Raw genomic sequence first — 24,971 nt, 5'->3', positions numbered from 1 at the left:
CTTTTTTGGCAGTCAACATCAAATCTCTACCCTTTCTTGTTCGCAAAAGATCAACAATAACGATTATGCTCGCCAGCTAGACCGAGCAATCCGCTCAGTCTTGTGTAGTTTTACTACTCGTATATACATTCGAAAGGCTGAAATGGCCGACGATTTGTAGTAAAACTACAGGACGCCGAAGCAACCTTCGGCCATCCAAGAATTTATGTCGTCTGCCCACAAGGCCAGTCGCAAACTTCAGGCAACCGATTCTGGTAGCCTTTCCGCCCTGGAGCAAGCCATGCAAGACCTCGATCCCGTCGAAACCCAGGAATGGCTGGACGCCCTGGAATCGGTTCTCGACAAAGAAGGCGAAGACCGTGCTCACTACCTGATGACCCGTATGGGCGAACTCGCGACCCGCAGCGGCTCGCAACTGCCCTACGCCATCACCACGCCGTATCGCAACACCATCCCGGTAACCCACGAAGCACGCATGCCTGGCGACCTGTTCATGGAACGCCGCATTCGCTCGCTGGTACGCTGGAACGCCATGGCGATGGTAATGCGCACGAACTTGAAAGATTCTGACCTGGGCGGTCACATCTCCAGCTTCGCTTCCAGCGCAACCCTGTATGACATCGGCTTCAACTACTTCTTCCAGGCCCCGACCGAAGAACATGGTGGCGACCTGATCTACTTCCAGGGCCACACCTCGCCAGGCGTCTACGCCCGTGCGTTCATGGAAGGCCGCATCACCGAAGAACAAATGAACAACTTCCGCCAGGAAGTCGACGGCCAGGGCCTCTCGTCCTATCCGCACCCTTGGCTGATGCCTGATTTCTGGCAGTTCCCGACGGTATCCATGGGCCTGGGCCCGATCCAGGCGATCTACCAGGCACGCTTCATGAAGTACCTGGAAGCCCGTGGCTTCATCCCTGAAGGCAAGCAGAAAGTCTGGTGCTTCCTGGGCGACGGCGAGTGTGACGAGCCGGAATCCCTGGGCGCCATCTCCCTGGCCGGTCGCGAGAAGCTGGACAACCTGATCTTCGTCATCAACTGCAACCTGCAGCGCCTCGACGGCCCGGTTCGCGGCAACGGCAAGATCATCCAGGAACTCGAAGGCGTGTTCCGTGGTGCTCAGTGGAACGTGACCAAAGTCATCTGGGGCCGTTTCTGGGACCCACTGCTGGCCAAGGACGTCGACGGCATCCTGCAACGCCGCATGGACGAAGTCATCGACGGCGAGTACCAGAACTACAAAGCCAAAGACGGCGCGTTCGTACGTGAACACTTCTTCAACACGCCTGAACTCAAGGCAATGGTTGCAGACCTGTCCGACGACGAGATCTGGAAACTCAACCGTGGCGGCCACGACCCGTACAAGGTCTACGCGGCGTACCACGAAGCGGTCAACCACAAAGAACAACCGACCGTCATCCTGGCCAAGACCATCAAGGGTTATGGCACCGGTGCCGGCGAAGCGAAGAACACTGCGCACAACACCAAGAAAGTCGATGTCGACAGCCTGAAGTTGTTCCGCGACCGCTTCGACATCCCGGTCAAGGACGAAGAGCTGGAGAACCTGCCGTTCTTCAAGCCGGAGCCAAACAGCGCCGAAGCCCGCTACCTCAGCGAGCGTCGCACTGCACTGGGCGGTTTCGTGCCTCAGCGCCGCGCCAAGAGCTTCAACATCCCGACTCCGCCACTGGATACCCTCAAGGCAATCCTGGACGGCTCGGGCGACCGTGAAATCTCCACCACCATGGCCTTCGTGCGGATCCTCGCGCAGCTGGTCAAGGACAAGGAAATCGGCTCGCGTATCGTGCCGATCATCCCGGACGAAGCCCGTACCTTCGGTATGGAAGGCATGTTCCGTCAGTTGGGCATCTACTCCTCCGTCGGCCAGCTCTACGAGCCAGTCGATAAAGACCAGGTGATGTTCTACAAGGAAGACAAGAAGGGCCAGATCCTCGAAGAAGGCATCAACGAAGCGGGCGCCATGAGCTCCTTCATCGCTGCCGGTACTTCGTACTCCAGCCACAACCAGCCGATGCTGCCGTTCTACATCTTCTACTCGATGTTCGGTTTCCAGCGTATTGGCGACCTGGCTTGGGCAGCAGGCGACAGCCGTACCCGTGGCTTCCTGATCGGCGGTACTGCCGGGCGGACCACGCTGAACGGCGAAGGCCTGCAACACGAAGACGGTCACAGCCACATCCTGGCGGGCACCATCCCGAACTGCCGCACCTTTGATCCAACCTACGGCTATGAGCTGGCGGTGATCATCCAGGACGGCATGAAGAAGATGACCGAAGAGCAGCAGGACGTTTTCTACTACATCACCGTGATGAACGAGTCCTACCAGCAGCCAGCCATGCCGGCCGGTGTCGAGGAAGGCATCATCAAGGGCATGTACCTGCTCGAAGAAGACACCAAGGAAGCCGCTCACCACGTGCAACTGATGGGCTCCGGCACCATCCTGCGCGAAGTGCGTGAAGCTGCAAAAATCCTGCGTGAAGAGTTCAACGTCGGTGCTGACGTATGGAGCGTTACCAGCTTCAACGAACTGCGTCGCGACGGCCTGGCCGTAGAGCGCAGCAACCGCCTGCACCCGGGCCAGAAGCCTGCGCGCACCTACGTCGAAGAGTGCCTGGCTGGCCGTAAGGGTCCGGTTATCGCCTCTACCGACTACATGAAGCTGTTTGCTGAACAAATTCGTCAGTGGGTACCGTCCAAGGAATTCAAAGTCCTGGGCACCGACGGTTTCGGCCGTAGTGACAGCCGCAAGAAGCTGCGTCACTTCTTCGAAGTCGACCGTCACTTCGTGGTGTTGGCAGCCCTGGAAGCCTTGGCTGACCGTGGTGAAATCGAACCCAAGGTGGTAGCAGACGCTATCGTCAAGTTCGGGATCAACCCGGAAAAACGCAACCCACTGGACTGCTGAGGAGACTTTCTGTGAGCGAACTCATTCGCGTACCTGACATCGGCAGCGGTGAAGGTGAAGTAATTGAACTGTTTGTGAAGGTCGGCGACACCGTCGAAGCCGACCAGAGCATCCTGACCCTGGAATCGGACAAGGCGAGCATGGAAATCCCTGCTCCCAAGGCCGGCGTGGTCAAAAGCCTGAAAGTGAAGCTGGGCGACCGCCTGAAAGAAGGCGACGAACTGCTTGAGCTGGAAATCGAAGGTGCCGCTGATGCGGCCCCTGCGGCGGCCGCTCCTGCTGCTGCCCCGGCTCCTGCCGCCGAGAAGCCTGCCGCTGCTGCCGAGGCCCCTGCGGCTCCGGCGGCTGCACCTGCCGCCGAAACAGTTCAGGACATTCATGTTCCGGACATCGGTTCGTCGGGCAAGGCCAAGATCATCGAACTGCTGGTTAAAGTCGGCGACACCGTCGAAGCTGATCAATCGCTGATCACCCTGGAGTCCGACAAGGCCTCCATGGAAATCCCTTCGCCGGCAGCCGGCGTGGTGGAAAGCATTGCCGTGAAGCTGGAAGACGAAGTCGGCACTGGTGACTTCATCCTCAAGCTGAAAGTAGCGGGCGCTTCGGCTCCTGCTGCTGCCGCTCCGGCCGCCGCTGCTCCGGCCGCCAAGGCTGAAGCCGCACCGGCTGCCGCCGCGCCTGCACCTGCGCCTGCTGCAAAAGCCGAGGCCGCACCGGCTCCGGCGGCTGCACCTGCGCCAAGCGGTGCCAAGGTTCATGCCGGCCCTGCCGTGCGCCAACTGGCCCGTGAATTCGGCGTCGAGTTGAGCGCGGTAGCCGCCAGCGGTCCTCACGGTCGCGTGCTCAAGGAAGACGTGCAGGTTTACGTCAAATCCATGATGCAGAAGGCCAAGGAAGCTCCGGCTGCCGGCGCTGCTACCGGTGGCTCGGGCATTCCGCCGATCCGCACCGTCGACTTCAGCCGCTTCGGCGAAATCGAAGAAGTGCCGATGACCCGCCTGATGCAAATCGGCGCGGCCGGCCTGCACGCCAGCTGGCTGAACATCCCGCACGTGACCCAGTTCGACCAGGCCGACATCACCGACCTGGAAGCATTCCGCGTTGCGCAGAAAGCCGTGGCCGAGAAGGCCGGCGTGAAGCTGACCGTGCTGCCCCTGCTGCTCAAGGCTTGCGCACATTTGCTCAAGGAGCTGCCGGACTTCAACAGTTCGCTGGCGCCAAGCGGCAAGGCGATCATTCGCAAGAAGTACGTGCACATCGGCTTTGCCGTCGACACTCCGGATGGCCTGCTGGTACCGGTCATCAAGAACGTCGACCAGAAGAGCCTGCTGCAGCTTGCCGCTGAGGCTGCTGCACTGGCTGCCAAGGCCCGCGACAAGAAGCTCACCCCGGACGACATGCAGGGCGCGTGCTTCACCATCTCCAGCCTCGGGCACATTGGCGGCACTGGCTTCACGCCAATCGTCAACGCGCCGGAAGTGGCGATCCTGGGTGTTTCCAAGGCCACTATCCAGCCTGTGTGGGACGGTAAAGCGTTCCAGCCGAAGCTGATGCTGCCACTGTCGCTGTCCTACGATCACCGTGTGATCAACGGCGCGGCTGCCGCACGCTTCACCCAGCGCCTGAGCCAGTTGCTGAACGACATCCGCACCATCCTGCTTTAAGCCACAACAGGTCTTCTGCCCATGCAGAAGACCTGGCTTCAACGATTTCCGAGCGCCACGCTCGTACCTCAACCCCGCCAATTGGCGGGGCTTTTTTTGCCTGCTTTCCAGGGAAAACCTGGACACGGAAATCGAGGTTGTACACCGCCCATCACCCCGGTTGCAGAAAACCGCTCGCTGGCCGATAACCCACTTATAGCACTTAGCCTTCATCCTCTCTTGTCAGCCTGTGCTGCATGATGCAACCTTGCCGCAGGCAACAGTAAAGAGGGCGTGAGCCCGGCGCGATGCGCATTTTTCCAAGCGAGTTTCCCCATGAAAAGCCAACCCGATGTCGCCCGTACGGCGGCCGAGGTAGTGACGCAATTACCGGTGCCTTCGCGCCTCGGTATGCTGCGTTTCGAGCGGCTTAATGAGGCTAGCTGGGCCCTGCTGTACCTCGACCCCAATTGCGAACGCCAGTTCGGCCTGCCCGCGATGGAACTGTGCGCCCTGATCGGCTCGCCCTACGCCAGCCTGATGGAGCCCCAGGCGCGCTATCAGCTGCATGATGCGATCCAGGAACAGCTGACCATCAGCCCGCATTACCTGGTGCGCTACACCCTGCACACCAACGACGGCCCGTTGAGCCTGCTGGAACTGGGTGAAGCCTACAAACAACACAATCGTCACCTGCTGCGCGGCTACCTGATGGTGGTCGACGGCCTGTTCAGTGATCTCCCACCGGCCCCTGCGGCAGACCTGGAGAGCCAGAACAGCCGCTTGCAGATTGCCCTGGAACTCAACCAGCGCGCCCAACAGGAACAACTGCAACACCTTGAGCGGGTACGCGCCCAGCAGGAATTGATCCTGCTGCTGGCCCGCCAGCGCTACAGCACCAACAACTCGCTGCAGGAAGCCGCCGAGCTGATCACCCGCAGTGCCTGCGATATCTACCAGATCGACTGCGCGAGCATCTGGAACCTCGAAAACCAGCATCTGGTGCCGATTTCCGCTTATCACCGCGCCGATCAGCAGCACCACCTGCCAGAGTCTATCGATGCCAGTGGCTTCCCGGATTACCTGGAAGCCCTGCAAACCAGCCGTGCGATCGACGCCACCAACGCCATGCGCGACCCACGCACGCGTGAAATGGCCGAGAGCCTGCGCCCGCGGGACATCCACGCCATGCTCGACGCCAGCATCCGCGTCGATGGCAACGTGGTCGGCGTGTTGTGCCTGGAGCAAAGTGGCAGCACCCGCGTCTGGCAGTCCGACGAGATCGCCTTTGCCGGCGAGCTGGCCGACCAGTTCGCCCAGGTGATCAACAACCACAACCGCCGCACCGCCACCAGTGCCCTGCACTTGTTCCAGCGAGCCGTGGAGCAAAGCGCCAATGCGTTCCTGCTGGTCAATTGCGACGGCGTGGTGGAATACGTCAACCCCAGCTTTACCGCGATCACCCAGTACAGCACCGAAGAAGTCCACGGCCACCAGCTGTCGGAACTGCCGGCACTGGAGAACCTCAGCGAGCTGCTGTTCGACGCGCCTTCAAGCCTGGCCAAGAGCAACAGTTGGCAAGGCGAGTTCAAGAGCCGGCGCAAGAACCTCGAACCCTACTGGGGCCAGTTGTCGATCTCCAAGGTTTATGGCGACAACCGTGAGTTGACCCATTACATCGGCATCTACGAAGACATCACCCAGACCAAGCTGGCCCAGCAGCGCATCGAGCGGCTGGCCTACACCGACAACCTGACCAACCTGGGCAACCGCCCGGCGTTCATCCGCAACCTGGACGAACGCTTTGCCCGGGACAGCGACAGCCCCATCAGCCTGCTGCTGGTGGACATCGACAACTTCAAGCGGATCAACGACAGCCTCGGCCACCAGACCGGCGACAAGCTGCTGATCAGCCTGGCCCGGCGCCTGCGCAACAGCCTGACCGCCAGTGGCAGCCTGGCGCGATTTGCCAGTAACGAATTTGCCGTGCTGCTGGACGATACCGACCTTGAAACCGGCCAGCAGGTCGCCAGCCAGTTGCTGGCGACCCTCGACAAGCCGATGTTCGTCGACAACCAGCTGATCAGCGTCACCGGCTCCGTGGGCCTCGCCTGCGCGCCGCTGCATGGCCGCGACCCGCAGACCCTGATGCGCAACGCCGGCCTGGCGCTGCACAAGGCCAAGGCCAACGGCAAGCACCAGGTGCAGGTATTTACCGAAGCGCTGAATGCCGAAGCCAGCTACAAACTGTTCGTGGAAAACAACCTGCGCCGCGCCCTGACCCAGAACGAATTGGACGTGTTCTACCAGCCCAAGCTGTGCCTGCGCAGCGGTCGTCTGCTGGGGATGGAAGCGTTGTTACGCTGGAACCATCCGGAAAAGGGCATGATCCGCCCCGATCAATTCATCAGCGTGGCTGAAGAGACTGGGCTGATCATCCCCATCGGCAAATGGATCGCCCGCCAGGCCTGCCGCATGAGCCGACAGCTGACAGCCGCCGGCATGGGCAACCTGCAAGTGGCGATCAACCTGTCGCCCAAGCAGTTTTCCGACCCGGACCTGGTGGCCTCGATTGCCACGATCCTCAAGGAAGAACAGTTGCCGGCCAACCTGCTGGAACTGGAGTTGACCGAAGGCCTGCTGCTGGAAGCCACCGAAGACACGCGCCTGCAACTGGACCAACTGAAGAGTTTCGGCTTGACCCTGGCGATGGATGACTTCGGTACCGGTTACTCGTCGCTGAGCTACCTGAAAAAATTCCCGATCGACATCATCAAGATTGATCGCAGCTTCATCCATGAAATCCCGGACAACCAGGACGACATGGAAATCACCTCGGCGGTGATCGCCATGGCCCACAACCTCAAGCTCAAGGTGGTGGCCGAAGGCATCGAGACTGCCGAGCAGCTGGCGTTCCTGCGCCGCCACCGTTGCGACGTCGGCCAGGGCTACCTGTTCGACCGGCCAATCCCGGGGGCCGAGCTGATGACGATGCTTAAACGCTACCCTCGCGGGCCAATCGCCTGACAGCGCGGTAACACTCGGGCACACTGGCAGTCTGAACTCTTACTTGTAACTCAATCTGACTGAGAGGACTGATCATGGTCTTGCGCTCGGAAATCCTGGTGAATAAAAACGTGCTTCCCACTCAAGAACAAGCTTTGCCTGGCCGTGAAACCCCGATGTCGCTGCCCGAGACGCACTTCGTCAACGGCAACCCCCTGCTGGGCCCCTTTGTCGACAACGTAGAGTTTGCGATCTTCGGCCTGGGTTGCTTCTGGGGTGCAGAGCGTCGTTTCTGGCAGCGTGACGGTGTGGTCAGCACGGTAGTGGGTTATGCCGGCGGCTACACGCCGAACCCGACGTATGAAGAAGTCTGCTCGGGCCTGACCGGCCACAGCGAAGTGGTGTTGGTGGTGTTTGACCAGGACAAGATCAGCTACGAAGAGCTGCTGAAAATGTTCTGGGAACTGCACAACCCGACCCAGGGCATGCGCCAGGGCAATGACATCGGCAGCCAGTATCGTTCGGTGATCTACGCGGTCAAGCCGGAGCACCTGGAGGCGGCGAAGGCCAGCGCAGAGGCTTATCAGGCGGAATTGACCAAGGCGGGCCTGGGCACCATCACCACCGAAATCGAAGAAGCGCCGACGGTGTATTTCGCCGAGGCGTACCACCAGCAGTACCTGGCGAAGAATCCGCAGGGTTACTGCGGAATCGGCGGCACCGGCGTGACCTGCCCGATCTGATTGCACCAGATCGTTCCCACGCTCTGCGTGGGAATGCCGCTCTGGGCGCTCCGCGTCCGCTCTGAAATTCGTGACGCAGAGCGTCACAGGATGCGTTCCCACGCAGAGCGTGGGAACGATCAGTTACTCGGCGATAAGCCAATCCATCTGCCAGCCACCCTGGGTTTGCCCAAGCTGCTTGGACAACCACGGCAGCAGCTCACGCAACTCCTCCTCCAGCCCCCACGGCGGATTGGCAATCGCCAGACCCGAACCGGTCAGGGTGTTGGGCGTGTCCAGCGGATGCACCAGCAATTCCACCCGCAGCAACTTCGGCGCACCGGTACCGGCCAGGTCCTGGTAGAAGCGGCGCAGCATGCGCTGGTCCTTCACCGGGTACCAGATCGCAGCCACTGTCTGGCGCATCCGGTTCACGGCTTCCTTGAGGGACGCGGCGCAGCGCTGCATCTCGTCGAGCTTCTCGAACGGCGGGTCTATCAACATCAACGCACGCTTTTCCGGCACCGGCAGCAATGCCCGCGGCACGTGCCAACCTTCGCCAAGGTGGACTTTCACCCGACGATCACCCTTCATGTTGTCCTTGAGCAGCAGGCCGTCTTCCGGGTGCTTTTCGTTGAGCAGCACGCGGTCCTGAGGACGAGTCAGGCGTCGCGCCAGCTCCGGCGAACCCGGGTAGTAGCGCAATTCGCCATCCGGGTTCATCTCGTGCAGCACACGCATGTAATCGGCGGTCAGCGGCGGCAGGTCGGCCTGGCCCCACAGGCGGGCGATGCCTTCCAGGTATTCACCGGTACGGTTCGCCTGGTCGCCCTGCAGGTCGTACAGACCAATGCCGGCGTGGGTGTCGAGATAGGCAAACGGCTGCTCCTTGCGCGACATCAGGGCGATGAGGCGGGTCAAGGTCAGGTGTTTGAAGACATCGGCGTGGTTGCCGGCGTGATAGGCGTGACGATAATTCATGGTTGCTCCTGCGCAGGGGGCGAAGTTTACCTTTTACGCAGGCAAAGGTGCAGGGCTGCGCGTCAGGTGGCGCTTATGCCGCAAACACAGGGGCGCTGCCGAAAATAGTCTAATTGGCGGTGCGAAAGCGGATTTATTGTGGCGAGCAATTATCCATGGAGGTCATAACAACTCATGAAAGACGCCACCATCGCTTTGCACCATGGCTTCAAGTCGGACCCGACTACCAAGGCCGTCGCCGTGCCGATCTACCAGAACGTCGCTTTCGAATTCGATAACGCCCAGCACGGCGCCGACCTGTTCAACCTCGACGTGCCCGGCAATATCTACACGCGCATCATGAACCCCACCAACGACGTGCTGGAGCAACGCATCGCGGCGCTGGAAGGCGGCATCGCGGCCCTGGCGGTGTCGGCCGGCAGCGCGGCGATCCACTACGCGATCCAGACCCTGACCCGTGCCGGTGACAACATCGTCACCACCCCGCAGCTGTACGGTGGCACCTACACCCTGTTCGCCCACTTGCTGCCGAGCTTCGGCGTTGACGTGCGCTTCGCCCGTGACGACTCCGCCGAAGCCATCGCCGAGCTGATCGATGACAACACCAAACTGGTGTACTGCGAGAGCATCGGCAACCCGGCAGGCAATATCATCGATATCGAAGCCCTGGCCAACGTCGCCCACGCCCGTGGCGTGCCGCTGATGGTGGACAACACCGTGGCCACGCCAATCCTGTGCAAGCCGATCCAGTTCGGCGCGGACATCGTCGTGCATTCGGTGACCAAATACGTGGGCGGCCACGGCAACTCGCTGGGTGGCGTGATCGTCGACAGCGGCACCTTTCCCTGGACCCAGTACCCGGAGAAATTCCCCGGCCTCAACCAGCCGGAGCCGGCCTATCACGGTGTGGTCTACACCGAAAAATTCGGCCCGGCGGCGTTCATTGCCCGCGCCCGTACCGTGCCGCTGCGCAACACCGGCGCGGCCCTGGCGCCGATGAATGCATTCCTGCTGCTGCAAGGCCTGGAAACCCTGGCCCTGCGCATGGAGCGCCACACCGAAAACGCCTTGAAGATTGCCCACTTCCTGCAAGACCACGCACTGGTGGAGTGGGTCAGCTACGCCGGCCTGCCGGATCACCCCCACCATCACCTGGCGCAGAAATACATGCAGGGCAAACCGTCGGCGATTCTGTCCTTCGGCCTGAAGGGTGGTTATGAGGCGGGCGTGCGTTTCTACGATTCGCTGCAGATCTTCAAGCGCCTGGTGAACATTGGCGATGCCAAGTCCCTGGCCTGCCACCCGGCGTCCACCACCCATCGCCAGATGAATGAACAGGAGCAGGCGAAGGCCGGGGTGAAGCCGGAGATGATTCGCCTGTCGGTGGGCATCGAGGCCATTGAAGACCTGATCGAGGACCTGCAGCAGTCGCTGGCCTCAACCCAGCTCTGAGCCCAGCCAGGCGGCCAGCGCCTGATGGCTGACATCCGGCCGGCGCACGAAGCAGGCGACCTTGTGCTTCAAGGTCGCCTGCACAAAGGCGCTGTACAGGTCCGGGCGCTGTTCTTCCAGCCATTGCAACAGGTTGTCCACCTGCGTAACGCTCGATTGCTCACCCAGGCGCTGGAGAACATGCGGCGGCACTTGCCACCATGGGCCGGGCTTTGCCGCTCCCGCTGCCGTAACCGCTACCTCATGCTGGCGACCATTGATCCAGTAGCGACTGAACACCGGGAGCAACTCCTTTGCCTGTGGCCCCAGCGCCTGCAACACAGGCAGGACATAAGCACCGTCCCAGAAGCGAAAGAACACCGCCGGCCCTTCCGGCAACAGTACCTTGGTCAGGCTGCGCAGATGCTCGACGACGGTGTGCAAGGAACAGGACGACACCGCCAGCCAACCCCAGTCGATACCTTCACATTCAGCGGCCCATTTCAAAAAAGCGCTGTCGACGGCGACCACCGCGACGTAGGGCATGACCTCCTCCCACGCTGCATACTCGCTGCCCGCCCAGATGGGGCTAAGTGCACGTCCGTCGGTACGCCGCCACGCATCGAGCGGCTTGCAGTCGCTGGCATTGCCCATCACCACAAACAACTGCTCGCCCGCCTGCAACGGCGCAGCCTCAAGCCACTGCCCGGGAGAAATCATGGCGCACCCGCGGGCAGTGATGTATTGCGATGCAGGGGCGTATTGCACACGCCATTCCTGCAGCGCTCGCACTCTTCGCAAAAGGGTGCGCTGCGCTTCAGGCTTAACACCTGGACGGCACTCAACGGTGCAGGTATTACCGCCAGCAACTTTTCCTGCAGCCCCGGCGTCAGCGGCGCTCCCGCCGGTGCCGGGGAGCCGCCAAGCTGGATTTGCGTGCTGCTGAAAATCCCGCCCGCCGAAACGTTGATCCACTGCCCACCGGCCTGGAGGGTCACGCTGGCACCCGCATCAATAACGACGTTTTGCCCGGCACCGATGTGAATGGTCAACCCGGCACGTACCTGCTGGGAGCCCGCGACCATCAGGTGATCGTCCTGCTTGAGTTCGGTCAGGCGGTTGCCGTGGGTGGTGCGCTGTTCTTCGCCCTGAAGCTCGTGACGATCAAGGCCTTTGACGATCACATCGCGCTGGTTGTCGACCTGCACGTGCTGGTCGTGCAGTACATGCTGGGTCCAGTTGCGCTGGGCGCGCAGGTAGATTTCCTCGGCACCCTTGCGGTCCTCGATGCGCAGCTCGTTGTAGCCACCGCCGCCGGGGCTGGTCTGGCTACGGAAGATGCTGCGGGTCTTGTCGGCTGGCAGGTCCAGCGGCACCGGCGTGGCGGCATTGGCCAGGCAACCGACCACCAGCGGCGTGTCGGCGTCGCCGTCGACGAAACCCACCAGCACCTCCATGCCCACCCGCGGGATCAACACCGAGCCGTAGTGCTCATGGGCCCAGCCACTGGCCACCCGCAGCCAGCAACTGGAATGTTCGTCGTGCTCCCCGGCGCGATCCCAGGCCATCTGCACCTTGACCCGGCCATACTCGTCACAATGGATCTCGCTGCCTGCCGGCCCTGTAACCACGGCGTTTTGATAGCCAGACACCGGCGGTCGCGATACCAGCAGCGGTGTTCGAAACGGCACCTCCCATGGCGTTACGACAAAGTGATTGCTGTAGCCCTGAGCCGATTCATCACCTGAGGCGTCGATGGTCGACTCCTCCAGCACCTGAGGCTGGCGCCCTGCATGCGTCACCTGGGTGACCAGCCACAAATCATTCCATTCCTGGCGAGGATGCCCTCCCATCCTCAGGAACTGCCCGCTGACCAGGGACGGCTGGTCGCTATGGCCACTGGCCTGGCGAAAGTCACCGCGATGGCGCTCCAACCTACGTTGCGCCAGGTATTTACCATGAGCGCGATCCGTAAAATTCCCGGGATAACACTGTTCCTCCAGCATGGGACGCTGGCCGCCGGACACCGTGCTTTCCAAGCTCAGGCGTGGCTTTCTGAAGTCGTAGTCCCGCAGATTCACATCGGTTGTACGGGTCTTCAACCGCAGGGTAAAACGCTTGATCACCGGCGTGTCGGCAACCATCCCCGAACCCGCCGCGTATTGAGTGGCTTGCTCAGGCTGGGCGAACACGCTCTGGTCATCGCCGAACACCAAAAGGTGGCGCTCGGGGTGATGCTGGAAGTGGTAGTGAATGCCCGACTCGGCGCACAAGCGCTGGATGAACGCCAGATCGGTTTCGCCAAACTGAACGCAGTACTCACGCTCGGGGTACACCCCGCTCAGTTGAAACGAGAAGGCATCCGCCTGGATACCCTGCCCTTCCAGCACCAGTGCAATGATCTGCGGCACCGTCCGGCTCTGGAAAATCCGCTGGTGAGCGCTGTGCTCAAGATAAGCCAACCGCGGAACCAGCGTGATCTGATAACGCGTCAGGCGCTTGCCCGAGTCGCCTTGTGCCACCCGATAAACTTGGCCATGAATACCATGGCCATGCGCATCAAACCCCAGGAACGCCTGGCGATGCATCAAGCTTTCCAGGTCAAGGTCGGGTTGCTCGCTGACCAGTTCAAGGTCAAAACGATAGGGCAGGCTGATGAATTCATCGCCAGTGAACTCACGTACCTTGAGAACACTTGGCACACCGTCGAGGGTCAGGCTAAAGGCACTTTGATTGGCAGGAGCGAACATCCGGTGTTTCTCTGCGAGTAGTGGGTGGCCGATTCTGCACCAGCTGTTTGCCGAGCTGAGTGCGCTGCAGGCAAATCAGTAAATCCCTACATCGCAGGCGCTTTAATCTTCATGTATCAGGCATCGAAGCCCTACCACCAGCGTGCTAGCGTATTCGTCCCCCATCGCCCCATGACAATGGAAAAAACATGGCCACCCGCTACGCAAAAATCGTCCTGACCCTTGCCCTGGCAGCCTTCGCCACACTCGTGGCCTTCAGCAACATCACCGACTACGGCTCCAACTTTGCCTTCGTCAAACATGTGCTGAGCATGGACACCACCTTCCCCGGCAACGCCGCGATGTATCGCGCCATCACCACCCCATGGCTGTGGCACGGTGCATATTGGCTGATCATCGCCGGTGAAGCCCTGACGGCCGTGCTGCTGGCGCGTGGAGCACTGGCCTTGTGGCGGGCTCGTCGTGCCACAGGTATCGACTTCAATCGCGCCAAGAAAAGCGCAATCGTCGGGCTGACCCTGGGTTTTGTGGTGTGGTTCTTCGGCTTTATGGTGATCGGCGGCGAGTGGTTCCTGATGTGGCAATCCCATCAGTGGAACGGCCAGGAAGCGGCGTTCAAGTTCTATATGGCGATCCTGGGTGTGCTGATTTTTCTCAACCAGCCGGACACTGACCACGACTGAAAAACCACGAATTCAAAATCGGTGGATGCCCTTTCGCAAACTACTGTCAGATAGCTGACGGTAGTTTGTAGCCCTTTTCCCAAAGTATAAAAACCGCCTCACATTCAACGCTCACAGCCACCAGGCGAGCGCTTACATTGGCCGTTTACTTCAGTGATCATCTGAACCCGTGAAAACAACACTGCGAGATCTGGAAGGCAAAAAAAACGGCCCGTCATCCAAAAGATGCGGGCCGTTTTCACTTCAGCGGGCATTCGAGCCCCCGCCGATTACTTGTTGAGGTTGTAATCCGCCTCGGCTGCGTCAAACCGCTGAAGCATGCCAGCCGTCGGCGCGCCCAGCTTGCTCACGAAGTAGATCGCCAGGCTGGCGAAGATGAAGCCCGGGATGATTTCGTACAGGCCAAACAGGCTGAAGTGCTTCCACACGATCACGGTGATCGCGCCCACCAGGATGCCGGCCAGTGCGCCATTGCGTGTCATGCCTTTCCACAGTACGGAGATCAGTACCACGGGACCGAACGCAGCACCGAAACCAGCCCAGGCGTAGCTCACCAGGCCCAGTACGCGGTTTTCCGGGTTGGCGGCCATGGCGATGGCAATCAGCGCCACCAACAGCACCATGGCGCGACCGACCCATACCAGCTCGACCTGGGAGGCGTTTTTACGCAGGAAGGTTTTGTAGAAGTCTTCGGTGAGGGCACTGGAGCACACCAGCAACTGGCAGCTCAGGGTGCTCATTACCGCCGCCAGGATGGCCGACAGCAGCACACCGGCAATCCATGGGTTGAAGAGCAGCTTGGCCAGCTCGATGAACACACGCTCGTGGTTCTCGGTCACGGGACCGGCGACTTCCGGGTGCGCCGAGAAGTAGGCGATACCGAAGAAGCCCACCGCCACGGTGCCGCCCAGGCAAAGGATCATCCAGGTCATGGAGATGCGACGTGCGTTGGCAATCGATTTCACCGAATCCGCCGCCATGAAACGCGCGAGGATGTGCGGCTGGCCGAAGTAACCCAGGCCCCAGCCCATCAGCGAAATGATACCGATGAAGGTGGTGTTTTTCAGCATGTTGAAGTTGTCAGGGTTCTGCGCTTCGATCGCCAGGAAGGTGGTGTCGACGCCACCGGTGGCCAGCAGCACGATGATCGGGGTCAGCAACAAGGCGAAGATCATCAGCGTGGCTTGCACGGTGTCGGTCCAGCTCACGGCCAGGAAACCACCGACGAAGGTGTAGGCAATGGTCGCGGCAGCACCGGCCCACAGCGCGGTCTCGTAGGACATGCCGAAGGTGCTTTCAAACAGACGGGCGCCAGCCACGATGCCGGAAGCGCAGTAGATGGTGAAGAACACCAGGATCACCACCGCAGAGATGATTCGCAGCAGGCCGCTTTTATCTTCGAAACGGCTGGAGAAGTAATCCGGCAGGGTCAGGGCGTCGCCGTTGTGCTCGGTCTGCACCCGCAGGCGGCCGGCTACAAACAGCCAGTTCAGGTAGGCACCGACGATCAGGCCGATGGCGATCCAGCTTTCCGACAGGCCAGACATGTAGATCGCGCCGGGCAAGCCCATCAGCAACCAGCCGCTCATGTCCGAGGCACCGGCCGAAAGCGCGGTAACCACGCTGCCGAGGCTGCGACCGCCGAGGATGTAGTCGGAAAGGTTGTTGGTGGAGCGATAGGCCATAAAGCCGATCAGCACCATGGCAGCGATATAGATCACAAATGTGATCAGGGTAGGATTACTTACGCTCATTGAGTTACGCCCTGGCTTTGTTTTTATGTAGCGGCGGTCTGTCCGGACGGCCATCCACTTTGCTAGTGGATAGACGAAGCCTGGCGCCGCGCATTTATGACTGACGTTTCCCCAGGAAAGCCATCAGCCGATGAACCGTCAGTAAGAGGTTGCACCTTGGGCGCGAATGCTATTCAACAAAGCAAATAAGGTGCAACCAGTTTCTTGAGAATAAGTTGCACCTTGATGTATTTTGCGAAAAACACCGTGTTTTTGCTCCTTTTCGGAGCAAGAGCAGCCAAAGTCAGAAGCAAATGCACCAAGGCGCAGCCGATTCGGCTGCGGCGATAATTTTTCCCGATCAGCATCAAAAATTTCATGGATAAAAAGGGTTGCACCCGGTTGCACCTCTCTCGGCGCAAAGCTAATCTTGCCGCCAGCTGATGCCACGCAGTAGTGGCACCCATGAGGATAAGAAGATGGCTACGACCACCCTTGGGGTCAAACTTGACGACCCGACCCGCGAGCGCCTGAAGGCGGCCGCGACCTCCATTGATCGCACGCCGCACTGGCTGATCAAGCAGGCGATTTTCAATTACCTGGAGAAACTCGAGGGTGGTGCAACCCTGGCCGAGCTCAACGGCCTGGGCAGCAAGGACGCGGAAGAAGCCGGCGAGGTCCAGACCGACCACGCCCACCAGTGCTTCCTGGAATTTGCCGAAAGCATCCTGCCGCAATCCGTACTGCGCGCCTCGATCACCGCCGCCTACCGTCGCCCGGAGCCGGAAGTGGTGCCGATGCTGATCGAGCAGGCTCGCCTGCCCGCGGCAATGGCCGAGGCCACCAACAAGCTCGCCTCTTCGATCGCCGAGAAACTGCGCAATCAGAAAAGCGCCGGCGGCCGTGCAGGCATCGTCCAGGGCCTGCTGCAGGAATTCTCCCTGTCGTCCCAGGAAGGCGTAGCGCTGATGTGCCTCGCCGAAGCGCTGCTGCGCATCCCGGACAAGGGCACCCGCGACGCACTGATCCGCGACAAGATCAGCACCGGCAACTGGCACCCGCACCTGGGCAACAGCCCGTCGCTGTTCGTCAACGCCGCCACCTGGGGCCTGTTGCTGACCGGCAAACTGGTCGCGACCCACAACGAAGCCGGCCTGACCTCATCCCTGAGCCGCATCATCGGCAAGAGCGGCGAGCCGATGATCCGCAAGGGCGTCGACATGGCCATGCGCCTGATGGGCGAGCAGTTCGTCACCGGCGAAACCATCGCCGAAGCCCTGGCCAATGCGAGCAAGTTCGAAGCCAAGGGCTTCCGCTATTCCTACGACATGCTCGGTGAAGCCGCACTTACCGAACACGACGCCCAGAAATACCTGGCCTCGTACGAACAAGCCATCCACTCGATCGGCAAGGCGTCCCACGGTCGCGGGATTTATGAAGGCCCGGGCATTTCCATCAAGCTCTCGGCCCTGCACCCGCGTTACAGCCGTGCGCAGTACGAGCGCGTGATGGACGAGTTGTACCCGCGCCTGCTGTCGCTGACCCTGCTGGCCAAGCAGTACGACATCGGCCTGAACATCGACGCCGAAGAAGCCGACCGCCTGGAGCTGTCCCTCGACCTGCTGGAACGCCTGTGCTTCGAGCCGCAACTGACCGGCTGGAACGGCATCGGTTTCGTGATCCAGGCTTACCAGAAGCGTTGCCCGTATGTGATCGACTACGTGATCGACCTGGCACGCCGCAGCCGCCACCGCCTGATGATCCGCCTGGTAAAAGGCGCGTACTGGGACAGCGAAATCAAGCGCGCCCAGGTCGAAGGCCTGGAAGGCTATCCGGTGTACACCCGCAAGGTGTACACCGACGTTTCCTACATTGCCTGCGCACGCAAACTGCTTTCGGTACCGGAAGTTATCTACCCGCAGTTCGCTACCCACAACGCCCACACCCTGTCGGCGATCTACCACATCGCCGGTCAGAACTATTACCCCGGCCAGTACGAGTTCCAATGCCTGCACGGCATGGGTGAGCCGCTTTACGAGCAGGTTGTAGGCAAGGTCTCCGAAGGCAAGCTGAACCGTCCGTGCCGCGTGTACGCACCCGTCGGCACCCACGAAACACTGCTGGCTTACCTGGTGCGTCGCCTGCTGGAAAACGGCGCCAACACCTCATTCGTCAACCGTATTGCCGACCAATCCATCTCGATCCAGGAGCTGGTGGCCGATCCAGTGGCCAGCATCGAGCAGATGGCGACGCTGGAAGGCGGCTTCGGCCTGCCGCACCCGCGTATCCCGCTGCCCCGCGACCTGTATGGTGCCGAGCGCGCCAACTCCGCCGGTATCGACCTGGCCAACGAACACCGCCTGGCGTCGCTGTCCTGCGCCTTGCTGGCTACCGCGCATAACAACTGGAAAGCCGCGCCGATGCTCGGTTGCGCTTCCAGCAATGAAGCGGCTGCACCGGTGTTGAACCCGTCGGATCTGCGTGACGTGGTTGGCCACGTACAGGAAGCAACTGTCGAAGACGTCGACAACGCCATCCAGTGCGCCCTGAACGCTGCGCCAATCTGGCAGGCCACCCCGCCCGCCGAACGCGCCGCGATCCTGGAACGTGCCGCCGACCTGATGGAAGGCGAGATCCAGCCGCTGATGGGCCTGCTGGCCCGCGAAGCCGGCAAGACCTTCGCCAACGCCATCGCCGAAGTGCGTGAAGCCGTGGACTTCCTGCGTTACTACGCGGTGCAGGCTCGCAACGATTTCACCAACGACGCTCACCGCCCGCTGGGTCCGGTGGTGTGCATCAGCCCGTGGAACTTCCCGCTGGCGATCTTCAGTGGGCAGGTCGCCGCTGCACTGGCCGCCGGCAACCCGGTACTGGCCAAGCCTGCCGAGCAAACACCGCTGGTGGCCGCACAAGCCGTGCGCCTGCTGCTGGAAGCCGGGATTCCGGAAGGCGTGCTGCAACTGCTGCCGGGCCAGGGCGAAACCGTCGGTGCGCGCCTGGTGGGTGATGATCGCGTCAAGGGCGTGATGTTCACCGGTTCCACCGAGGTTGCGCGCTTGCTGCAACGCAGTGTCGCCGGCCGTCTGGATGCACAGGGTCGTCCGATTCCGCTGATCGCCGAAACCGGTGGCCAGAACGCAATGATCGTCGACTCCTCGGCACTCACCGAACAAGTGGTGATCGACGTAGTGTCGTCGGCCTTCGACAGTGCCGGCCAACGTTGCTCGGCCCTGCGCGTACTGTGCTTGCAGGAAGATTCCGCTGACCGCGTCATCGAAATGCTTAAAGGTGCCATGGCTGAATGCCGCCTCGGCAACCCGGAGCGCCTGTCGGTGGATATCGGCCCGGTGATCGACGCCGAAGCCAAGGCTGGCATCGAGAAACATATCCAGGCCATGCGCGACAAAGGCCGCAACGTTTACCAGGTCGCGATTGCCGATAGCGAAGAGATCAAGCGCGGCACCTTCGTGATGCCAACCCTGATCGAACTGGAAAGCTTCGACGAACTGCAACGGGAGATCTTCGGCCCGGTGCTGCACGTGGTGCGCTACAAGCGCAAAGAGATCGACCAGCTTATCGGCCAGATCAATGCCTCCGGCTATGGCCTGACCCTGGGCGTGCACACCCGCATCGACGAGACCATCGCCAAGGTGATCGACAACGTCCATGCCGGTAACGTCTACGTTAACCGCAACATCGTGGGTGCCGTGGTCGGTGTGCAGCCGTTCGGTGGCGAAGGCTTGTCGGGCACTGGCCCGAAAGCTGGCGGCCCGCTGTATCTGTACCGTCTGCTGTCGACCCGTCCTACGGACGCCATCGAGCAATCCTTCGTCCGTGGTGATGCACTGGCCGCACCGGATGTTCGCCTGCGGGATGCCATGAGCAAGCCGCTGACCGCCCTGAAAGCCTGGGCCGACAGCAGCAAGCTCAGCGACTTGAGCGCCCTGTGCGTGCAGTTCGCCGCGCAATCCCAAAGCGGTATCACCCGCCAACTGGCCGGCCCGACCGGCGAGCGCAACAGCTATGCCATCCTGCCCCGCGAGCACGTGTTGTGCCTGGCGGAAGTGGAAGGCGACCTGCTGACGCAACTGGCGGCCGTGCTGGCAGTCGGCGGCTCGGCGGTATGGCCGGAAACTGAATTGACCAAGGCCGTGTTCGCACGCTTGCCGAAGGATATTCAGGCGAAGATCACGCGGGTGGCTGACTGGACCAAGGATGAAACCGTGTTTGATGCCGTGCTGCATCACGGCGATTCCGACCAACTGCGCGGGGTTTGCCAGCAAGTGGCCAAGCGTGGCGGGGCGATTGTCGGGGTTCACGGTTTGTCTTCGGGCGAAACCGGGATTGCCCTGGAGCGCCTGGTGATCGAGCGGGCGCTGAGCGTCAACACTGCTGCTGCGGGTGGTAACGCCAGCCTGATGACCATCGGCTAACTGAAGAAACGCGGTAAAACTGTGGGAGCGGGCTTGCTCGCGAATGCGGAGTGTCAGTCACCGGAGGTTCTGACTGATCCACCGCATTCGCGAGCAAGCCCGCTCCCACATTGACCGCGTTCCACCTTCGAGCCGCGTTTTGCCCCTCCATCACCCAGATCAATCTTGCTATCCAGCCTCTATTTGCGCACTTAGACTCAGGCCCATTCCCACACAGGTAAGCCGCCATGTCCGAGACGCTGCTCAGTTCCCGCAATCTGGCTTTCGAGCTGTACGAAGTCCTCGATGCCGAGGGCCTGACCCAGCGCGAGCGGTTTGCCGAACACAACCGTGAAACCTTCGACGCCGCCATCGGCACCGCCCGCAGCATTGCCGAGAAGTTCTTCGCCCCGCATAACCGCAAGGGCGACGAGAACGAGCCCCGCTACGAAAACGGTCAGGCGATTCTGATTCCCGAGGTGAAACCGGCGGTAGATGCCTTCCTCGAAGCCGGTTTTCTCAACGCCGCCCGCAGCTTCGAAGCCGGTGGCATGCAACTGCCCACCCTGCTCTCCCAGGCGTGTTTCGCCCACTTCCAGTCGGCCAACGCCGCATCCACGTCCTACCCGTTCCTGACCATGGGCGCCGCCAACCTGATCGAGAGCTTCGGCACCGAGGAGCAGAAACAACGCTTCCTGCAACCGATGATCGAAGGCCGCTTCTTTGGCACCATGGCGCTGACCGAGCCCCATGCGGGCTCATCGCTGTCGGATATTCGTACCCGCGCAGAGCCGGCGGCTGACGGCAGCTATCGCCTCAAGGGCAACAAGATCTTCATCTCCGGCGGAGATCACCCGCTGTCGGAGAACATCGTGCACATGGTGCTGGCCAAGCTGCCGGACGCACCTGCCGGGGTGAAGGGCATTTCGCTGTTTATCGTGCCCAAGTTCCTGGTCAACGACGACGGCAGCCTGGGCAAGCGCAACGATGTGCTGCTGGCCGGGCTGTTTCACAAGATGGGCTGGCGTGGCACCACCTCAACCGCGTTGAATTTCGGCGATAACGGCGAGTGCGTCGGCTACCTGGTGGGCCAGCCGCACCAGGGCCTGAGTTGCATGTTCCAGATGATGAACGAAGCGCGGATCGGCGTGGGCATGGGCGCGGTGATGCTGGGTTACGCCGGCTACCTGTACTCCCTGGAATATGCCCGCGAACGTCCCCAAGGCCGCCTGCCCGACAGCAAGGATCCCAACACCGCGCCGGTGTCGATCATCCAGCACGCCGATATCAAACGCATGCTGTTGACCCAAAAAGCCTACGTGGAAGGCGCCTTCGACCTTGGCTTGTACGCCGCGCGCCTGTTCGACGACACCACCACCCTGGAAACCGAAGCTGCGCGCAAACAGGCCCACGAACTGCTGGACCTGCTGACGCCGATCGTCAAATCCTGGCCATCGGAGTTTTGCCTGAAGGCCAACGAACTGGCGATCCAGATACTCGGCGGCCACGGCTATACCCGCGAATACCCGGTGGAGCAGTACTACCGCGACAACCGCCTGAACCCGATTCATGAAGGGACCCACGGCATTCAGTCGCTGGACTTGCTCGGGCGCAAGCTGGCGCAGAACGGCGGTGCGGGCTTGAAGCAACTGATCCGCCTGATCGCCGAGACGGGCGCACGAGCACAGGAATACCCGTCACTGACCGCCTTGCGGGAACCGCTGGAACAACTGGTGGCGCGCCTGCAAGAGGTCACCCTCGGCCTGTTGACGGATCTCGCCCAGGGCAAGGTCAACAGCAGCCTGGCGAATTCGGCGCTGTACCTGAAGGTGTTCGGGCATACGGTGATTGGCTGGCGCTGGCTGGAACAGGCAATTCGCGCCGAGGAAGGGCTGGCCAGGGGCAATGCTGCCGATGTCGCCTTCTATAAGGGCAAGCTCCAGGCCGCCCGGTACTTCCTGACGTGGGAAATACCGGGCTGCCATCATGAACTGGCGATTCTCGAGGCACGCGATGACACGTGCCTGGGGATGCAGGATGAGTGGTTCTAAGGCGTTCCGATTGCCTTGGAAATCACCTCGACCGTGGCGCTGACTTGCTCTTGGTAACGGTCGAGTTCCTGCTGATGGTGCTTTTGCATTTCGATCTGCTCGGCGCACAGGTTCAGCGCCGCCAGCACCAATAGCTTGTCACCGATCAACGTCGGGTACTTTTTCTTGGTGGTGGCCAGGGATGCCTTGAGCATCGTCACGGCGCTCATCAGGGTGTTGTCTTCCCCCTCCGGTGCCTTGATCGAGTAATCCTCACCGAGAATCGAAACGACCTTTATCCCTTCATTCATGCGCTGACAGGACCTGCGCTCACACGCTCAACCAACGCCTGGATACGGGCAGCGGTGGCGCCCTGCTTTTCTTCCTGTTCCATCAGGTTCAGCTGCAAGCTGTCGTTTTCATCCTTGGCGCGAGCCAGTTCGGCCTTGAGGGATTCGTTGGTGCCCAGTAGATCCTGGTTCTGCTGTACCAGGTCGCTGACCAGTTGTTCCAATTGGCTGAGGGATGCTTCTAACATTTTGATTTCTCGGGCTTTTTCAAAGGGCGGTGACGATAAAGAAAATTCACCTCGGATGCCAGGGTTATCCCTGGCGCGGGGCCTTGATTTTACAGGGCAGGCCACGCTTTCGAGCCTTAGTGACTGCATTTATGGCATCTGGTTCCTGAATCCCGTCGGCCCGCCCCGATCTGCGACAAAAGCGCGCACCCCCTCAAGACTTTAGTCGTATGACCGATAGGTCATGGACACCCCGCTCAAACCCCGCATGGATCGCGCTTCTCCCCAGGATCACAACATGTCTCTTCGTAATATGAATATCGCGCCGCGGGCCTTTCTCGGCTTCGCGTTGATTGGCGCGCTGATGTTGTTTCTCGGTGTGTTCGCCCTTAACCAGATGAGCAAGATCCGTGCGGCGACGGAAGACATCACCCTTAGCAGCGTGCCGAGCATTCGCGCCCTGGACGAGTTCACTCAACTGACCCTGCGCCTGCGGGTGCTGTCGTATCGCCTGCTGACCAACCGCGAGCCTGACGTCCAGCAAAAGACCCTTGAGTCTTTTGACGTGCGCAATCAGCAGATTCGTACGGCCCAGGCGGTCTACGAGAAGTTGATCGACAGCAGCGAAGAACGTGCTGCCTACGATGAATACGTGCGTCTGCTGGCCCAGTACCATCAGATTGAAGAGCGCATGAAGAGCCTGTCACGGGCCAATCAGGTGGAAGAGCTGCGCACGCTGCTGAATACCGAGCTGCTGAACAACTCGGATCAGGTGAACGCCGTACTGAACCGCCTGCTGGACATCAACAACAAGATGGCGCTGGCCACCAACCAGCAAGCTGCCGACCAGTACGACCTGGCGTTTGAGCTGGTGGTGATCCTGCTGATCCTCGCCACTGCATTGACCATGCTGTTCGCCTGGCTGCTGACCCGCAGCATTACCCAGCCGATCGCCCAGGCCCTGGATGCCGCCGAGGAAATCGCCGAAGGCAACCTGACGCGCCCGATCAAGGTGGAAGGCAACGACGAAGCCGGCCGACTACTGTTGGCAATGGCCAAGATGCAGGACAAATTGAAGGACACCTTGCAGCGCATTTCCGGCTCGGCCACCCAATTGGCCTCCGCCGCGGAAGAGCTGAATGCCGTGACCGACGAAAGCGCCCGTGGCCTGACCCAGCAAAACAACGAAATCGAACAGGCCGCCACGGCGGTGAACGAGATGACCAGCGCGGTTGAAGAAGTGGCCCGCAACGCGGTCAGCACTTCCGAAGCCTCGAAGAACGCCACGTCGTCTGCGGGCGATGGACGTGATTTGGTGCAGGAAACCGTCAGCGCCATTGAACGCATGAGCAGCGACGTGCAAGCCACTGCCACCTTGATCGGCAACCTGGCGGAAGAGTCCCGGGACATCGGCAAGGTGCTGGACGTGATTCGTGGCTTGGCTGACCAGACCAACCTGCTGGCCCTGAACGCCGCGATTGAAGCGGCGCGTGCCGGTGAAGCCGGGCGTGGTTTTGCGGTGGTGGCGGATGAGGTGCGGGCCCTGGCCCATCGCACCCAACAGTCCACCAGCGAAATCGAGCGGATGATCGGCAGCATTCAGGCCGGTACCGAGCATGCAGTGGATTCGATGCGCAACAGCACCGAGCGGGCGGAATCGACGTTGAACATCGCCAAGGGTGCGGGGATGTCGCTGGACACCATCAACACTGCCATCGTTGAAATCAACGAGCGCAACCTGGTGATCGCCAGTGCCGCTGAAGAGCAGGCGCAGGTGGCGCGGGAAGTGGATCGTAACCTGGTGAATATTCGTGACTTGTCGGTGCAGTCGGCGACCGGCGCCAGCCAGACCAGTGCGGCGAGCAGTGAGCTGTCGCGGTTGGCGGTGGATTTGAACGGGATGGTGGGGCGGTTCAGGCTTTAACGGATACCGCAGGGCTAAAAATGTGGGAGCGGGCTTGCTCGCGAATGCGGTGGATCAGCTACGCATAACGCGACTGACACACCGCTTTCGCGAGCAAGCCCGCTCCCACATTGAATATGCGCCAGCCATTCAAAACCTTTTTGACAGCACAGCAATTCAACAGGTTAGAATCGCTGGCACGCAGACTGCATGGTCAGTTTGCGCCTCGTCTTT

At 61.0% G+C, this 24,971-nt stretch carries 16 protein-coding genes; 9 read left to right on the top strand and 7 right to left on the bottom strand.

Going from position 1 to position 24,971, the window contains the following annotated elements; genetic code table 11:
• Positions 1-280: 280 nt before the first annotated feature.
• From aceE to msrA, 4 genes are all read left to right on the top strand, one after another.
• Positions 281-2,926: a pyruvate dehydrogenase (acetyl-transferring), homodimeric type gene (aceE, locus tag V6607_RS02495; protein ID WP_003209439.1), complete on the top strand. Its 2,646-nt coding sequence runs from the start codon at positions 281-283 to the stop codon at positions 2,924-2,926.
• A gap of 11 nt (positions 2,927-2,937) precedes the next feature.
• The gene (aceF, locus tag V6607_RS02490; RefSeq protein WP_134325627.1) at positions 2,938-4,590 is read left to right on the top strand and encodes a dihydrolipoyllysine-residue acetyltransferase; all 1,653 of its coding nucleotides are present in this window, start codon (positions 2,938-2,940) and stop codon (positions 4,588-4,590) included.
• A 315-nt stretch (positions 4,591-4,905) separates the two neighbouring features.
• Positions 4,906-7,596: an EAL domain-containing protein gene (locus V6607_RS02485; protein WP_003209437.1), complete on the top strand. Its 2,691-nt coding sequence runs from the start codon at positions 4,906-4,908 to the stop codon at positions 7,594-7,596.
• A gap of 74 nt (positions 7,597-7,670) precedes the next feature.
• On the top strand, positions 7,671-8,318 hold the full coding sequence (msrA, locus tag V6607_RS02480) for a peptide-methionine (S)-S-oxide reductase MsrA (RefSeq protein WP_003209436.1): 648 nt from the start codon (positions 7,671-7,673) through the stop codon (positions 8,316-8,318).
• A gap of 123 nt (positions 8,319-8,441) precedes the next feature.
• Here msrA and rlmJ read toward each other — a convergent pair whose 3' ends face one another.
• A complete protein-coding gene (gene rlmJ, locus V6607_RS02475) occupies positions 8,442-9,278 on the bottom strand; it encodes a 23S rRNA (adenine(2030)-N(6))-methyltransferase RlmJ (protein ID WP_134325626.1) in 837 nt (278 codons plus the stop codon).
• A 174-nt stretch (positions 9,279-9,452) separates the two neighbouring features.
• Between rlmJ and V6607_RS02470 the strand changes: the two genes are divergently transcribed.
• Complete coding sequence (locus tag V6607_RS02470) at positions 9,453-10,730, top strand: O-acetylhomoserine aminocarboxypropyltransferase/cysteine synthase family protein (protein WP_102604288.1); 1,278 nt, start codon at positions 9,453-9,455, stop codon at positions 10,728-10,730.
• Here V6607_RS02470 and V6607_RS02465 read toward each other — a convergent pair.
• A complete protein-coding gene (locus V6607_RS02465; protein ID WP_134327622.1) occupies positions 10,716-11,429 on the bottom strand; it encodes a DUF4123 domain-containing protein in 714 nt (237 codons plus the stop codon). The two genes, V6607_RS02470 and V6607_RS02465, sit on opposite strands and share 15 nt — an antisense overlap.
• Positions 11,426-13,459 carry a type VI secretion system tip protein VgrG gene (locus tag V6607_RS02460; RefSeq protein WP_134325625.1) on the bottom strand — a complete coding sequence of 678 codons (2,034 nt, stop codon included), beginning with the start codon at positions 13,457-13,459 and terminating at the stop codon, positions 11,426-11,428. The genes V6607_RS02465 and V6607_RS02460 overlap by 4 nt, the downstream gene beginning before the upstream one ends.
• Positions 13,460-13,647: 188 nt before the next feature.
• Between V6607_RS02460 and V6607_RS02455 the strand changes: the two genes are divergently transcribed.
• Positions 13,648-14,142, top strand: a complete 495-nt coding sequence (locus tag V6607_RS02455; protein WP_008439179.1) for a DUF2165 domain-containing protein — start codon at positions 13,648-13,650, stop codon at positions 14,140-14,142.
• Positions 14,143-14,411: 269 nt separating this feature from the next.
• Here V6607_RS02455 and putP read toward each other — a convergent pair whose 3' ends face one another.
• Both putP and V6607_RS02445 read right to left on the bottom strand, forming a co-directional pair.
• On the bottom strand, positions 14,412-15,896 hold the full coding sequence (gene putP, locus V6607_RS02450; RefSeq protein ID WP_003209422.1) for a sodium/proline symporter PutP: 1,485 nt from the start codon (positions 15,894-15,896) through the stop codon (positions 14,412-14,414).
• 138 nt (positions 15,897-16,034) lie between these two features.
• Positions 16,035-16,325, bottom strand: a complete 291-nt coding sequence (locus V6607_RS02445; RefSeq protein WP_158213528.1) for a hypothetical protein — start codon at positions 16,323-16,325, stop codon at positions 16,035-16,037.
• A 29-nt stretch (positions 16,326-16,354) separates the two neighbouring features.
• On the opposite strand from V6607_RS02445, the gene putA reads away from it, so the two are divergent.
• Both putA and V6607_RS02435 read left to right on the top strand, forming a co-directional pair.
• Positions 16,355-20,308 (top strand): trifunctional transcriptional regulator/proline dehydrogenase/L-glutamate gamma-semialdehyde dehydrogenase, encoded by a 3,954-nt coding sequence (gene putA, locus V6607_RS02440; protein WP_134325624.1) that lies wholly within the window; start codon positions 16,355-16,357, stop codon positions 20,306-20,308.
• Between the two features lie 227 nt (positions 20,309-20,535).
• A complete protein-coding gene (locus V6607_RS02435) occupies positions 20,536-22,338 on the top strand; it encodes an acyl-CoA dehydrogenase (protein WP_134325622.1) in 1,803 nt (600 codons plus the stop codon).
• Here V6607_RS02435 and V6607_RS02430 read toward each other — a convergent pair.
• Entirely contained in the window at positions 22,335-22,628 is a 294-nt protein-coding gene (locus V6607_RS02430) for a cell division protein ZapA (protein WP_003209415.1), read from the bottom strand. The two genes, V6607_RS02435 and V6607_RS02430, sit on opposite strands and share 4 nt — an antisense overlap.
• Positions 22,625-22,855, bottom strand: coding sequence for a hypothetical protein (locus V6607_RS02425; protein ID WP_003209413.1), 231 nt, complete (start codon positions 22,853-22,855; stop codon positions 22,625-22,627). The genes V6607_RS02430 and V6607_RS02425 overlap by 4 nt, the downstream gene beginning before the upstream one ends.
• Before the next feature lie 277 nt (positions 22,856-23,132).
• Between V6607_RS02425 and V6607_RS02420 the strand changes: the two genes are divergently transcribed.
• Positions 23,133-24,758: a methyl-accepting chemotaxis protein gene (locus tag V6607_RS02420; RefSeq protein WP_010169254.1), complete on the top strand. Its 1,626-nt coding sequence runs from the start codon at positions 23,133-23,135 to the stop codon at positions 24,756-24,758.
• Positions 24,759-24,971 lie beyond the last annotated feature (213 nt).

Origin of the sequence: Pseudomonas sp. KK18, from assembly GCF_037094675.1 — a bacterium.
Taxonomy (GTDB): Bacteria; Pseudomonadota; Gammaproteobacteria; order Pseudomonadales; family Pseudomonadaceae; genus Aquipseudomonas.
Note: the sequence above shows the minus strand (reverse complement) of the source record. Positions and strands in the feature narration are given on the sequence as shown.

Coding starts and splice junctions, on each gene's coding strand:
- V6607_RS02465 (WP_134327622.1), bottom strand. CDS start 11,429: ATGATTTCTCCCGGGCAGTGGCTTGAGGCTGCGCCGTTGCAGGCGGGC.
- putA (WP_134325624.1), top strand. CDS start 16,355: ATGGCTACGACCACCCTTGGGGTCAAACTTGACGACCCGACCCGCGAG.
- aceE (WP_003209439.1), top strand. CDS start 281: ATGCAAGACCTCGATCCCGTCGAAACCCAGGAATGGCTGGACGCCCTG.
- V6607_RS02430 (WP_003209415.1), bottom strand. CDS start 22,628: ATGAATGAAGGGATAAAGGTCGTTTCGATTCTCGGTGAGGATTACTCG.
- V6607_RS02460 (WP_134325625.1), bottom strand. CDS start 13,459: ATGTTCGCTCCTGCCAATCAAAGTGCCTTTAGCCTGACCCTCGACGGT.
- V6607_RS02485 (WP_003209437.1), top strand. CDS start 4,906: ATGAAAAGCCAACCCGATGTCGCCCGTACGGCGGCCGAGGTAGTGACG.
- V6607_RS02425 (WP_003209413.1), bottom strand. CDS start 22,855: ATGTTAGAAGCATCCCTCAGCCAATTGGAACAACTGGTCAGCGACCTG.
- V6607_RS02435 (WP_134325622.1), top strand. CDS start 20,536: ATGTCCGAGACGCTGCTCAGTTCCCGCAATCTGGCTTTCGAGCTGTAC.
- V6607_RS02420 (WP_010169254.1), top strand. CDS start 23,133: ATGTCTCTTCGTAATATGAATATCGCGCCGCGGGCCTTTCTCGGCTTC.
- V6607_RS02470 (WP_102604288.1), top strand. CDS start 9,453: ATGAAAGACGCCACCATCGCTTTGCACCATGGCTTCAAGTCGGACCCG.
- V6607_RS02455 (WP_008439179.1), top strand. CDS start 13,648: ATGGCCACCCGCTACGCAAAAATCGTCCTGACCCTTGCCCTGGCAGCC.
- rlmJ (WP_134325626.1), bottom strand. CDS start 9,278: ATGAATTATCGTCACGCCTATCACGCCGGCAACCACGCCGATGTCTTC.
- putP (WP_003209422.1), bottom strand. CDS start 15,896: ATGAGCGTAAGTAATCCTACCCTGATCACATTTGTGATCTATATCGCT.
- msrA (WP_003209436.1), top strand. CDS start 7,671: ATGGTCTTGCGCTCGGAAATCCTGGTGAATAAAAACGTGCTTCCCACT.